Source organism: Pseudogracilibacillus sp. ICA-222130, from assembly GCF_037892545.1.
GTDB lineage: Bacteria > Bacillota > Bacilli > Bacillales > Amphibacillaceae > Pseudogracilibacillus.
Genome location: NZ_JBBKBG010000003.1, coordinates 58,449 through 73,059, shown reverse-complemented (window position 1 = coordinate 73,059; position 14,611 = coordinate 58,449). Strand labels below are relative to the sequence as shown.

At 34.9% G+C, this 14,611-nt stretch carries 11 protein-coding genes; all 11 read left to right on the top strand.

The annotated features are described in order from the left end of the window. Positions 1 to 389: 389 nt before the first annotated feature. Positions 390 to 1,433, top strand: a complete 1,044-nt coding sequence (locus tag WKT09_RS02990) for an aspartate-semialdehyde dehydrogenase (RefSeq protein ID WP_340414612.1) — start codon at positions 390 to 392, stop codon at positions 1,431 to 1,433. 20 nt (positions 1,434 to 1,453) lie between these two features. Next, the gene (gene dapG, locus WKT09_RS02985; protein WP_340414611.1) at positions 1,454 to 2,686 is read left to right on the top strand and encodes an aspartate kinase; all 1,233 of its coding nucleotides are present in this window, start codon (positions 1,454 to 1,456) and stop codon (positions 2,684 to 2,686) included. Positions 2,687 to 2,855: 169 nt separating this feature from the next. Then, positions 2,856 to 5,087, top strand: a complete 2,232-nt coding sequence (locus WKT09_RS02980; protein WP_340414610.1) for a DNA translocase FtsK — start codon at positions 2,856 to 2,858, stop codon at positions 5,085 to 5,087. A gap of 156 nt (positions 5,088 to 5,243) precedes the next feature. Further along, positions 5,244 to 6,356 carry a BMP family lipoprotein gene (locus WKT09_RS02975; protein ID WP_340414609.1) on the top strand — a complete coding sequence of 371 codons (1,113 nt, stop codon included), beginning with the start codon at positions 5,244 to 5,246 and terminating at the stop codon, positions 6,354 to 6,356. 85 nt (positions 6,357 to 6,441) lie between these two features. After that, positions 6,442 to 7,971, top strand: coding sequence for an ABC transporter ATP-binding protein (locus tag WKT09_RS02970; RefSeq protein ID WP_340414608.1), 1,530 nt, complete (start codon positions 6,442 to 6,444; stop codon positions 7,969 to 7,971). Continuing rightward, positions 7,968 to 9,014, top strand: coding sequence for an ABC transporter permease (locus WKT09_RS02965; protein WP_340414607.1), 1,047 nt, complete (start codon positions 7,968 to 7,970; stop codon positions 9,012 to 9,014). The genes WKT09_RS02970 and WKT09_RS02965 overlap by 4 nt, the downstream gene beginning before the upstream one ends. Continuing rightward, a complete protein-coding gene (locus WKT09_RS02960) occupies positions 9,015 to 9,968 on the top strand; it encodes an ABC transporter permease (protein ID WP_340414606.1) in 954 nt (317 codons plus the stop codon). It begins immediately after the preceding gene. A gap of 336 nt (positions 9,969 to 10,304) precedes the next feature. Then, positions 10,305 to 11,597, top strand: coding sequence for an EF-P 5-aminopentanol modification-associated protein YfmF (gene yfmF, locus WKT09_RS02955; RefSeq protein ID WP_340414605.1), 1,293 nt, complete (start codon positions 10,305 to 10,307; stop codon positions 11,595 to 11,597). Next, a complete protein-coding gene (gene yfmH / locus WKT09_RS02950; RefSeq protein WP_340414604.1) occupies positions 11,590 to 12,876 on the top strand; it encodes an EF-P 5-aminopentanol modification-associated protein YfmH in 1,287 nt (428 codons plus the stop codon). Before yfmF ends, yfmH begins: the two co-directional genes overlap by 8 nt. Positions 12,877 to 12,886: 10 nt before the next feature. Beyond that, positions 12,887 to 13,603 carry an elongation factor P 5-aminopentanone reductase gene (gene ymfI, locus WKT09_RS02945; protein WP_340414603.1) on the top strand — a complete coding sequence of 239 codons (717 nt, stop codon included), beginning with the start codon at positions 12,887 to 12,889 and terminating at the stop codon, positions 13,601 to 13,603. Positions 13,604 to 13,814: 211 nt separating this feature from the next. Beyond that, complete coding sequence (locus WKT09_RS02940) at positions 13,815 to 14,603, top strand: YmfK family protein (RefSeq protein WP_340414602.1); 789 nt, start codon at positions 13,815 to 13,817, stop codon at positions 14,601 to 14,603. The last annotated feature ends 8 nt before the right edge of the window (positions 14,604 to 14,611 follow it).

The following is a 14,611-nucleotide window of genomic DNA, read 5'->3' as shown; positions in this document are numbered from 1 at the left end:
GGTCAATCAACATAATTTGTTAGGATATACCATAAAAGGGGTTGGTGGAAAAGAACTTCCACTAACCCCTTTTTTTCATATAATGAAAAAAGGAAATGTATCTTTATTTTCCAGTGTGACATCGTTACATCTGATTTTACGCCATTTTATATCGTGAGTCCGTTATCCGCCTCCACTTAAAGCATTCAAATTTAGAAAAGTAAGTAAATCGTTGTCTCAAAAATGTTTATTTTATTGTAAGTTATCGTAATACATATTCTAATTGTTTATGAAGCCAATTGACGAAATAATAAAATAATTAAAATGTTTTATTCGAATTCAAGAAGAAATATGTTAAAATGAAGTTTAAGATTAGATTAAGATGATTTTGGAAGGGGATTTTTAATTACATGGCTAATGAAAAACAATACAATGTTGCAGTTGTTGGAGCAACTGGAGCAGTAGGACAGAAAATTGTACATTATTTATCGGAAAATTTATTCCCGATTAACGAATTGAAATTACTTTCGTCTCAAAGATCGGCAGGGACAAAGGTAACTTTTCAAGATAGAGAGATAACGGTGGAAGAAGCAACAGCAGATAGTTTTAAAAATATCGATATTGCATTTTTCTCTGCAGGAGGCTCTATTTCAGAAAAATTAGCACCGGAAGCAGTAAAACATGGTGCAGTTGTTGTGGATAATACGAGTCAATTCCGTATGGATGAAAATGTTCCTTTAGTAGTTCCAGAAGTGAACCCTGAACATCTAGAAAACCATCAAGGAATTATTGCAAATCCAAACTGTTCAACGATACAAATGGTTGCGGCTTTAAAGCCAATTCAAGATAAATTTGGTTTAAAACGTATTATCGTTTCCACTTATCAAGCCGTTTCAGGTGCTGGTTTAGCTGCTGAACAAGAATTAACAAAACAAACGGGTCAACGTTTAGCAGGCGAAGAAATGGAAGCAAATGTATTACCTGCAGGTTCTGATAAACGTCATTTCCCAATTGCATTTAACGCACTTCCACAAATCGATGTGTTTGATGAACTCGGTTATACAAAGGAAGAATGGAAAATGATGAATGAGACAAAGAAAATTATGGGAGATGCAAATTTACAAGTTGCAGCAACATGTGTACGTCTTCCTGTATTTACGTCTCACTCTGAGAGTGTCTATATTGAGACAGATAATGAAGTTTCTGTAGATGAGATTAAAGAAGCGATTAAACAAGGGGCAGGGTTAGTGTTAGAAGATGATCCATCAACACAAACATATCCGACACCATTAAGTGCTACGGATAAGAAGGAAGTTTTTGTCGGTCGTATTCGTAAAGATATTGACCATAAAAATGGTTTCCATATGTGGATTGTATCAGACAACTTAGTAAAAGGTGCTGCATGGAATACAGTACAAATTGCAGAAACTTTAATAAAAAATAAAATTGTTTAAGGAAAAGGTTTGATGATAGAATGAAAATATTAGTTCAAAAATTTGGTGGAACTTCTGTTCAGACAAAAGAAAATCGAACACATGTTATCAAACAAATTAAGCGTGGATTAGACGCTGGTAATAAATTAGTGGTGGTTGTTTCAGCTTTAGGTAGAAATCCTGATCCATATGCAACCGACACATTATTAAAAATGGTCGATTATAAAGAGAAATCCATCCACGCAAAACGCGAGTTAGATATGTTAATGTCTTGCGGGGAAACGATCGCCTCTGTCGTATTATCAAATGAATTACAACAAAACGGGGTGAATGCAACAGCGCTTACCGGTGCACAGGCTGGTTTAATAACGAACGATGAATTTACAGAAGCGAAAATTAAAAAAGTAAAGCCAGATCGGATTAAACAGGAACTAATAGATCATGATGTTGTCGTTGTTGCGGGATTCCAAGGTAGGACGGAATCGGGCGATATTACGACGATTGGCCGTGGTGGTAGTGATACGACTGCGGTTGCATTTGGTGCATCCTTACAAGCAGAATCTGTAGATATTTTTACAGATGTGGAAGGGATGATGACAGCTGACCCACGAGTGGTTGATTCAGCTCGTATTATCGATGTCGTCACATATGCAGAAACTTCTAATCTAGCTTATCAAGGGGCAAAGGTTATCCATCCACGTGCAGTGGAAATTGCCATGCAAGCGGAAATCCCAATTCGAATTCGTTCGACATACTCAGATCATATTGGTACACTCATTACATCGTCTAGAACGAAAGAAATGGGAGTGGATATTCCAGATCGCCTCGTTACTGGTATTGCCCATATTGATGAAATTGCTCAATTAAATATTCCAATTAAGGAAAATGATATTCAATCACAAGCAACTATATTTCAAACGATGGCAGATGCGAATATATCTGTAGATTTTATTAATATGTCACCAACAAAAGTTGTGTATACTGTGTCGAATGAGGTCGCTAAAAAAGCGGTACAATTATTAGAAGAAAAAGGTTTTACCGTGACAGTGGTTGAACATTGTGCAAAGGTATCTGCAGTGGGAGCTGGAATGACAGGAATACCTGGAGTCGCTGCAAAAATAACGACAGCATTAACGAAAAACGGTGTGAAAGTTTTACAATCTGCTGATAGTCATACGACCATTTGGGTATTAGTAGAAAATAATCAACTGAAATTAGCAATCAATGCTTTACATGAAGCATTCGAATTAAATAAAACTGCCGTTTATATCTAGTAGGATGTCATAAAGAAAGTTAGAGTAAAAGGAATAAAAGTCCTTTTATTCTAACTTCTTTTTTTATTTGTAAACGGTCTACGACATCTTCATAGTATGATATACTAGAGTCAATTGTTAGGAGAGGAGCGCATATAACATTCTCCTTATGTTATAGAGGTGAAAGAAGTTGGCAAGAAAAAAAACAAAAACGAAACGAAAATCAAAAAAGAAAGAAACCCGACTGCTTCGCCATGAATTGGTTGGTTTATTATTAATTTTGATAGCGATTTTTGGTAGTGGGGCATCGATTATAAGTGACGGGTTTATTCCTGCAACTTTAGAAAACTTTTTCCGATTCTTTTTAGGTATATGGTATTTCATATTATCTATTGCGATATTTGTGATAGGGTTGTATTTATTATTTAAAAGAGCATATCCGAACTTTTTTACGAAACGTAAAGTAGGCTTTTATATATTCTTTTTAGGACTATTATTGTTTACACATATTCAATCCTTTCAAATGTTGCCATATGATATTAAAAATCTGGATGTTTTGAAAGAAACATGGATACAATATACGAGTTATGTTAATGGAACAGGTACTTACGCACTATTAGGTGGCGGTTTTTTTGGAGCCATTTTATTAGTAGTGACAAAATTTTTATTTTCATTGGCTGGAGCGAAAATGATTGCTATTTTTGCCATTTTGATTGGTGTATTTTTCATGCTAAATATAACGTTTGATCAAATTGGCATGTTTTTTAAACGCATATTTTCCACGGCGGTAGAAAAAATGAGTGTAACTCGACAAAAGCAGCAAGACAAAAAGTTAAAAAAGAAAGAAGAGATAGAAAAAATACCTTCCCCAATGGAAGAAGATGTAGTTGATGTAGCATATAGTTTTGAAGAAACAGAACATGGACAATTAGAAGTTCAATTAATGGAAGAGGCACAAGAAGAACAAGAGGATGCTTCATTTTCTATGTCGAACGGAACAAATGAAGATTATACATTGCCACCGATATCGTTGCTTGCTGAACCAGTTAAACATACACAACAAAAAGAGAAATCCCAAATTCAAAGTACGGTAAAGTTACTAGAAGAAACGTTTGACAGCTTTGGTGTTCGAGCAAAAATAACAAAAGCACATGTCGGTCCAGCAGTTACAAAGTATGAAGTACATCCTGAAGCAGGAGTGAAAGTAAGTAAAATTGTAAACTTACAAGATGATATTGCGTTAGCTTTAGCGGCACAAGATATTCGAATTGAGGCACCTATCCCAGGAAAATCAGCTGTTGGAATTGAAGTGCCAAATAGTGATGTTGCACCTGTTTCACTACGTGAAGTATTAGATGTAACGAATGTGTATGAGAAAAAGTTATTATTTGCATTAGGGAAAGATATATCAGGGAATGTTGTGCAAGGGGAATTAAATAAAATGCCTCATTTACTCATTGCTGGGGCAACAGGTAGTGGTAAAAGTGTTTGTATAAACGGAATTATTACATCTATTTTAATGCGTGCAACACCTGACGAAGTAAAGATGATGATGATTGATCCGAAAAAAGTGGAATTAAATGTGTACAATGGCATACCTCATTTATTGACACCGGTCGTCACAGATCCGAAAAAAGCGTCTGTCGCATTACGAAAAATTGTCGTAGAAATGGAACATCGATATGAATTGTTTTCTGAAACAGGTACAAGAAATTTAGAAAGTTATAATAGTTATATTCGAAAACAAAATGAACTATCAGATGAGAAGGTACAGCCTTTACCGTATATCGTCGTTTTAGTCGATGAGTTAGCCGATTTAATGATGGTTGCTTCTAATGATGTTGAAGATGCTATTACAAGATTAGCACAGATGGCTAGAGCAGCAGGAATTCATTTAATTATTGCGACACAAAGACCTTCTGTTGACGTCATTACAGGAGTGATTAAAGCGAATATCCCATCTCGTATTGCGTTTAGTGTGTCATCACAAGTCGATTCACGAACGATTCTTGATATTGGCGGAGCGGAGAAACTACTTGGTAGAGGGGACATGCTCTATATTCCTGTAGGGATGTCTAAACCAATCCGAGTTCAAGGGGCATTTTTATCAGACGATGAAGTAGAGAGAATTGTCACCCATTGTAAAAACGAACAAAATGTGCAATACGAAGAAGAAATGATTCCTGAAGAACCATCAGAGACATTATCTGATGTAGAAGATGAATTATTTGAAGAAGCGGTACAATTAATTGTTGAAATGCAAAGTGCAAGTGTATCCATGCTACAAAGAAGATTTCGTATAGGATATACGCGAGCAGCTCGTTTAATTGATATGATGGAGGAGAGGAATATTGTTGGACCATATGAAGGAAATAAACCACGTACGGTTTTAATTGAAAAGAATGATGAAAAAAGTTCATAAATAACTAAAATATGAGTTCAAAAAACTTTCAATAAATGCTATATTAATTTTAGTAATATAAAAACGCTATATTACTAACATAAAATTTACATACATTCATGGAAAAAGGGGGGAATAATATCTGTTTTACGCTAATAACGAAAATGGAGGAGAACAATGAAAAATAAAAAGGCTTTATTATCATTAGGATTTATATTAGTTTTAAGCATGTTTTTAGCAGCATGTGGTGGCTCGAACAATAACAATGGCAACAATGATGCAAATGGAAATAACGGTGGGTCAAGCGACAATTTTTCAATAGCAATGGTTACAGATACTGGTGGTATTGATGACAAATCGTTCAACCAATCTGCATGGGAAGGTTTAAACGCATGGGGTGAAGAGCACGGAAAAGAAAAAGGTGTGGACGGTTTTGATTATGCCCAGTCAGAAGATGACAGTGATTACATGCCGAACTTCAGCCGTTTAGTGAAAAATGACTTCGATTTAATTTACGGTGTTGGATTTTTATTACAGGATGCGGTAGAAGAAATTGCGTCACAAAATCCTGATAACCACTTTGCAATTATCGATACGGTTGCAGAAGAAGCAGACAACATTACAAGTATTACATTTGCTGAACATGAAGGTTCATTCTTAGCTGGTGTGGTTGCGGCAAAGAAAACAAAAACAGATAAATTAGGTTTCATCGGTGGAGTTGAATCTGATTTAATTAGTAAATTTGAAGTAGGATTTGTTGCAGGAGCAAAATCAGTAAACCCTGATATTGAAGTGAAAATTCAATATGCAGAAAACTTTAACGCGGTAGATAAAGGAAAACTAATCGCTTCAAACATGTATAATGATGGGGTTGATATTATTTATCATGCAGCAGGAAACACTGGAAATGGTGCTTTCGCTGAAGCAAAAGACATTAAACAAAACGATCCGGATCGCGAAGTATGGGTGATCGGTGTAGACCGTGATCAATATGAAGAAGGACTTAATGAAGATAAATCTGCTAGTGTGACGTTAACATCTATGGTGAAACGAGTAGATATTGCAGTGCATGAAGTAGCAAATGCAACAATGAATGGAGAATTCCCAGGTGGCGAAACATTAGTATTTGGATTAGAAGATGATGGTGTCTCTATAGCCGATACGAATGAAGAAGCATTTACAGATGAAATTCGCGAAGCTGTAGAAGAGTGGGAAGAAAAAATTAAATCTGGCGAGGTAGATGTTCCAAAAACTCGTAAAGAGTTAAAAACATTTGAAGAATCGCTATAATAAGAGAGGAGCTAGTAAATACTCTAGCTCCTTTTTCTTACATAACGGTTAACACAGTTATTTGTGTGAAGGGGTGAAGAACGCGGTGGATTACGTTATTGAAATGTTAGACATTCGTAAGGAATTCCCAGGGGTTGTAGCAAATAATAATATAACATTACAAGTTAAAAAAGGTGAAATTCATGCTCTCTTAGGCGAAAATGGTGCAGGAAAATCCACCTTAATGAACGTATTATTTGGATTATATCAACCAGAACGTGGTGAAATTAAAATTAAAGGCGAAAAAGTACACATTACGAATCCAAATATCGCAAATGATTTAGGAATTGGAATGGTACACCAGCATTTTATGTTAGTAGAGCCTTTTACGGTAACACAAAACATTATTTTGGGAAGTGAACCAAAAAAGGGAATTAAAATAGATTTAAGAAAAGCAGAAAAAGAAGTACAAGAATTATCAGATCGATATGGGTTAAGAGTAGATCCGAGAGCAAAAATTCGTGATATTTCGGTTGGAATGCAACAAAGGGTAGAAATTTTAAAAATGTTATATCGTGGTGCAGATGTACTGATATTTGATGAACCGACTGCTGTATTAACACCACAAGAAATTGATGAACTTATTGAAATTATGCAATCGTTAGTAAAAGAAGGTAAATCGATTATACTAATTACTCATAAATTAAAGGAAATTATGCAAACATGTGACCGCTGTACAGTGATTCGTAAAGGGGAAGGAATTGGAACGGTCAATGTTGCAGATACAACAGTAGATGAATTGGCAGCATTAATGGTTGGACGAGCTGTTAGTTTCAAAACAGAAAAAACAGAAGCTAACCCACAAGAAGTCGTATTGGAAGTGGAAAATTTACACGTGAATGATACGCGAAATATACCGACAGTAAAAGGATTGAACCTAGAAGTACGTGCTAATGAAATTGTTGGTATCGCAGGTGTCGATGGAAATGGACAAACAGAATTAATTGAAGCGATAGCTGGACTACGAAAAGTTGAATCCGGTTCAATTTCTTTAAATGGAAAACCAATTACGAAGTTATCCCCACGAAAAGTGACAGAAATGGGATTAGGACATATCCCTCAAGATCGTCAAAAAATGGGACTCGTATTAGATTTTCCAGTATCGGAGAACATTATTTTACAATCTTACTACAAAGAACCGTATTCTAAACATAAATTATTAAAATATGAAAAAATAGATCAATACGCGAAGAAAATCGTCGATGAGTATGATGTGCGTACACCGTCCATTCATACTAAAACTAGTGCGCTTTCTGGTGGAAACCAACAAAAAGTCATTATCGGTCGTGAAGTAGATCGTTCACCAGACTTTTTAATTGCAGCACAGCCAACACGAGGATTAGATGTCGGAGCTATTGAGTTTATTCATAAAAAATTAATTGAAGAACGTGATAATGGGAAAGCAGTATTACTCGTTTCATTCGAATTAGATGAAATATTAAATGTGAGTGATCGTATTGTAGTGCTTTTTGATGGTAAAATTGTAGCGGATGTAAAACCGAGTGAAACAGATGAACAACAATTAGGTTTATTAATGGCAGGTAGTGTGGAAGAAAGAGTAGGTGAGGAGACATGATATCAAATCGTCTATTTAATATCATCGTTCCATTTGCTTCCGTATTTATTGGATTAATCGCAGGGGCAATTATTATGTTGATTTACGGTTATAGTCCAATCGAAGGGTATAAAGCATTGTGGAATGGAGCATTTGGCGATGCGTATTTCTTAGGAGAAACCATTCGCCAAGTTACACCGTATATTTTTACAGGGCTTGCGGTAGCTTTTGCATTTAGAGCAGGGTTATTTAACATCGGTGCAGAAGGGCAAGTGTTTGCTGGGTGGTTAGCAGCGGTTTGGATAGGAACGTCTTTTGACTTACCGATATTTATTCACTTACCTTTAGCCATTATTGTAGCTGCACTAGCAGGTGCCGCGATCGCATTTATTCCTGGATTATTAAAAGCACGTTTAGGAGTACATGAGGTAATCGTTACCATAATGTTTAACTATATCGTTTTATTTAGTGTAAACTCGATTATTCGTAACGTTTTAACGGATTCAGCAGATAAGACGGAAAAAATCGCTCCAACTGCATCACTGCAATCAGAATGGTTGCAAGGTTTAACAGATTATTCACGTATGCATTTTGGTATTGTGTTAGCATTGTTAGCGGTTTTTGTCATGTGGTTTATTATGGAAAAGACGACCATCGGATATGAAATTCGTTCTGTTGGATATAACCGTCATGCATCCGAGTATGCAGGGATGAAAGTTAGTAAAAATATTATTTTAGCCATGGTTATCTCTGGTGCATTTGCTGGATTAGCTGGTTCAATGGAAGGATTAGGAACATTCGGAAATATGTCCATACAATCAGGATTTACAAATTTAGGATTCGATGGAATTGCAGTTGCCTTATTAGGTGCGAACCGAGCGATCGGTGTAGTGTTTGCTGCTATATTATTTGGAGCATTAAAAGTCGGTGCACTAAATATGCCGACCGATGCGGGAGTTCCTAGTGAATTAGTCGACGTTATTATCGCATTTATTATATTCTTCGTTGCTTCAAGCTATTTAATTCGTTTAATCATTTTACGTTTCCAAAAGGGGGAGAAATAAATGGTCGATATTTTAAATGCCATCATACCAGCAGCACTATTTTTCTCTGCCCCACTTATTTTTACAGCACTTGGTGGTGTGTTTAGTGAGCGTTCTGGTGTTGTAAACATTGGGTTAGAAGGTTTAATGGTGATGGGTGCATTTGTTGGAATCGTTTTTAACCTAACGTTTGCAGAAACACTAGGGCCTTGGACACCATGGTTATCCATGCTCGTGGCAATGATTGTTTCGGGATTGTTTGCGATTATCCACGCGATTGCAACCGTATCACTAAGAGCAGACCATGTCGTTAGTGGAATAGCAATTAACTTTTTAGCTTTAGGTCTTGGCGTATTTTTAACAAAACAGTGGTATGAAAAGGGACAAACAGATATGATTTCAAAGCCATTTTATACAAAAACAATTCCACTGTTATCTGATATTCCTGTGATAGGAACGATTTTCTTTAAAGGAGTATATTTAACATCGTATATTGCAATTATTTTAGCATTTGTTGCATGGTACATATTGTATAAAACACCTTTTGGTCTACGTTTACGAGCAGTTGGAGAACATCCAATGGCAGCAGATACAAACGGAATCAATGTGTATAGAATGCGATATATTGCTGTAATTATTTCAGGAATGTTAGGTGGACTTGGTGGTTCCGTCTTTGCGATGACAATCGCATTAAACTTCTCTGCTACGACGATTGCCGGACAAGGATTTATGGCTTTAGCAGCAGTCATTTTTGGGAAATGGCATCCAATCGGAGCAATGGGAGCAGCATTATTCTTTGGTTTTGCCCAAAGTTTAAGTGTCATCAGTTCAGGAGTACCGATTTTAGCAGATGTTCCACAAGTATACTTATCTATCGCTCCATACGTCCTAACAGTGTTAGCATTAGCAGGGTTTATCGGACGTGCAGAAGCACCGAAAGCATTGGGAGATCCTTATATTAAAGGTACTAGATAAAATTAAATTTAAATATTATTAACTTCATGATGAAAACGGCAATGTTTAGAATAAAAATAAACATTGCCGTTTTTCATTGTCCAAAAGATTGACGTGCTTGTGTACGAATATTTTCTAATAATTCGTGTACTGCGAAAGCTATATATTATTTCTAAATCTAAAGGCAAATCACCTTGATTCATCGTATATTATTTCAACAAAAAGCACACTTCTGTAATTGATTATATAGTTCGCTCCGTTTTGTCCCATATTTGATTTTTTATAGAAAAGGCATTGGATAATGTATAAATGTTTTAAAATGATGTAAAATGAACGAGAGGTGAAAGGAGCGTTTTTATGCTTAATAAATTACAAGAAACGATAAAAAAATATGAAGGGTATCATGTTCATTTTATGGAGACGAAAAAATTTAAAACGATTCAATTTATCGTGAAATTTCGTTCTCCTTTACATAGAGAAACCATTACGAAACGTGCTTTACTTCCTTATATATTAGAAAAAGGAACAGTAAACTATCCTACAGAAAAAAGTTTCATGCGTAAATTAGATGATTTATATGGTGCATCTTTATCTGTAGACGCGAACAAACAAGGGAATCATCATATTATAAATTTTCGTTTAGAAATAGCGAATGAAAAATTTTTACCGTATAGTGAAGGAATAACAACGGAGGCATTACAATTACTGCGAGAAGTTATTTTTCACCCGTATATTGAGGATGGTTGTTTTCCGAAAGAGGTCGTTCGTCGTGAAAAAATAACGCTTAAAAATGAAATTGAAGCAATCATAGATGATAAAGTTGCTTTTTCGAATAAAAGATTAATCGAGGAAATGTGCGAAAAGGAACGCTTTAGTATTGCAACAAATGGATATGTAGAAGATCTTCCATTTTTAAATGAACATAATATGTATACATATTATGAGCAAGTGTTACAAGATGATCGTGTTGATATTTATGTATTAGGTGATATTAATACAGAAGAAATGGAAAAAAATATAACTCATTTATTTGAACAGAAAAAAAGCACCTCTGTTCCTCCATTCGTGGAAGAGACGGTAGTCAAAAAAGATGTGAAAAATATTACAGAAATCCAACAAGTCCATCAAGCTAAATTACATATCGGTTATCGCACGAACTGTACATTACATGATGAAGCATATGCTGCACTTTTACTATTTAATGGTATTTTTGGAACGTACCCAAATTCAAAACTATTTCAAGAAGTTCGTGAAAAAGAAAGTTTGGCTTATTACGCTACTTCTAGAGTAGAAAGTCATAAAGGATTATTAATCGTGATGGCCGGAATTGAGGGTGCCATGAGCGAAAAAACAAAAACAATCATATTTAAACAATTAGAAGCGATGCAACAAGGGGAATTTACAGAAGAAATTATTCAAGAAACAAAGCGCTTATATTTGAATGACCTTCGTGAAACATTAGACCATCCTAGAGGAATTGTTGAATTATTGTATCAGCAAACATATGTAGCACATCCATGGTCTATCGATACATTTATGGCACGAATTAATGCCGTGACAAAAGAGGAAATTGTTGCAGTTGCCAACCAAATAGAACTGGATACGGTTTATTTATTAACAAATGAAGCAGAGGTGAAACAAGATGCATAAACATGTGTATGAGGCAATCGATGAAACATTGTATGAGACGACTTTGCCAAATGGTTTAAAAGTGATGCTTATTCCAAAAACAGAGTCAGAAAAAACATTTGGTATTTTTATGACGAATTATGGTTCGATTGATCGGACATTTACTCCTTTGGGGAAAAATGAAATGACGACAGTTCCAGATGGGATCGCTCATTTTTTAGAACATAAATTATTCGAAAAAGAAGACAGAGATGTATTTACAGACTTTTTGTCTGAAGGTGCATCACCAAATGCGTATACATCATTTACTAAAACAGCATATTTGTTCTCGGCGACGAGTAATATTGAAAGAAATGTAGAAATATTACTCGATTTTGTACAATCACCTTATTTTTCAGAGGAATCTGTTGAAAAAGAAAAAGGCATTATTGAACAGGAAATAAAAATGTACGATGATCAAGTAGACTTTAAACTGTATATGCAAACATTGCAAAATATGTATGAAACACATCCAGTTCGAATTGATATTGCTGGGACAGTGGAATCGATTCAACATATTACAAAAAACGATCTATATACTTGTTATGAAACATTTTATCATCCATCCAATATGGTGCTTTGTATCGTGGGAAATTTTCAAGTAGAACATTTAATGGATACAATTCAAAAAAATCAGGCAACGAAAACATTTGCTACACCGACACCAATTAAGCGAGCGGAAATTACGGAAAAAGAAACGGTATATAAGGCAGAACAGGTAATGTCCATGGATGTTTCCATGCCAAAAGTGATGATTGGTATGAAACATAACCCGGATTTTGTAAACGAAACAGAAAGAATGAAACATGAACTAATGGAACAATGGGTACTTGATTATTTCTTTTCTTCAAGTGGTGATTTTTATGAAATATTGTATAAAGATGAGCTAATTGATGAAAGTTTTGATTATCAGTCAACCGTTGAAGAAGCTTTTAATTTCACGCTTTTTAGTAGTAACACAGAAAACCCAACATTATTTCATAAACGACTGACTTCTCTTTTATATCAAATAAAATCTTATCCATTTACGGAAGAAAATTTGGATAAAATGAAGCGGAAGTGGATGGGGGAATATATAATTGAAATGGATTCTCTTGAATATATAGCCAATGAATATTGCCATTATTATTTTGAAGGAATTGACTTTTTTACAATGCAACAAATTGCTCATAATATTACATTGGCAGACCTTAGATCATTTATTGAAAATTGGGTCCAAGAGGATAAATTGACAGTAACGATGATAGAAAAAGAAAGTTAAAGGTGACAAGATGAAAAATGTCTTAATTTTAGGAGCGAGTGGAGATATTGGCCAAGCAATTACGAAACAATTGGCAAATGAAGGATATCAATTAATATTACATTATTTTAAAAATGAAACATCTATGCGACAATTACTTGAACATATTCATGAGGAAAGTGTGTTACAGGTCATTCAGGCGGATTTAACGAGAGATGAAGGTGCAAAAAAATTATGTGAGTCCGTATTGTATCAAGTAGACGGTATTGTTTATGTAAGTGGTACCGCACATATTGGATTGTTTCAGGATACTGAAGAAGAAATAATGGATCAAATGTTACATTTACATGTGAAATCACCTTGGTATATTACACAACATTTTCTTCCTCATATGATCCAAAAACAACAAGGGAAAATTATATTCATTACATCTATTTGGGGAAATGTTGGAGCGAGTAATGAAGTAATTTATTCGTCTGTGAAAGGTGCGCAAAACAGTTTTGTTCGTGCTTTAGCGAAAGAGGTAGGACCGAGTGGTATATCTGTTAATGCAGTAAGTCCTGGATTTATTGATACAAAAATGAATACTCATTTGGAAGCGGCTGAAAAAGCACAAATTATTTCACATATACCTTTAAATCGAGCTGGAATGACAGATGATGTCGCAAATGCCGTTAGTTTTTTAATGAGCGATAAATCAAATTATATTCAAGGGGAAGTAATGAACATATCAGGTGGATGGTCTTAAAAAGAAAGATTGTATAGAGCTTGAGATACACAACATATTCATTTTTTAATTAATTTTGTCTCAAGCTCTTCTTACATAAAATAAAAATTAAAAACAAATACACCATTGTATTGCATTTGTTCATTCGATTCGGTAAAATTAAATAGGACGTAAATAGATTATAGAAAATCTTTCATCCAATGTGAAAGATAAATAGAAAGAGGTTATTGTAATGGAAAAGAAAGAATGGTATTTTGAATACGAATTACAATATAACCGACCAGGACTCTTAGGAGATATATCTACGTTACTTGGTATGTTATCAATTAACATCGTGATGATTAACGGAATTGAAAATGCGCGTAGAGGAATGCTAATACTTTCACAAAGTGATGATAATATTGAACGTCTGAAAACGATATTAGAAAAAGTAGAAACGATAAAAATTAGAAAACTACGTAAACCAACTTTACGAGACCGTTTAGCTGTTAGGCATGGAAAATATATTCATCGTGATACGGAAGATCGAAAAACCGTTCGCTTTGTTCGAGATGAATTTGGATTACTCGTAGATTTTATGGCTGAATTATTCAAAAGTGATGGGCATAAATTAATTGGAGTAAGGGGAATGCCGAGAGTTGGAAAAACGGAGTCTATTGTTGCGGGTAGTGTGAGCGCAAATAAAAAGTGGCTTTTTGTTTCTAGTACTCTACTAAAGCAAACAGTTCGAAATAAATTGATTGATGGTGAATATGGGGAAGATTATATTTACATCATTGATGGAGTCGTATCACAACAAAGAGCAAACGAACAGCATTGGCAATTAATTAGAGAAATTATGCAGCTACCAGCAACGAAAGTTGTCGAGCATCCGGATGTATTCATTCAAGCGACGGAATATACGATTGATGATTTTGATTATATTATTGAAATACGACGCGATGATGAAGAGGAAATTTCATATGAAATAATGGAGCGACAACATAATTTTGATCAAGGATTTTCAATGTTTGATTTTTAAGATGGACG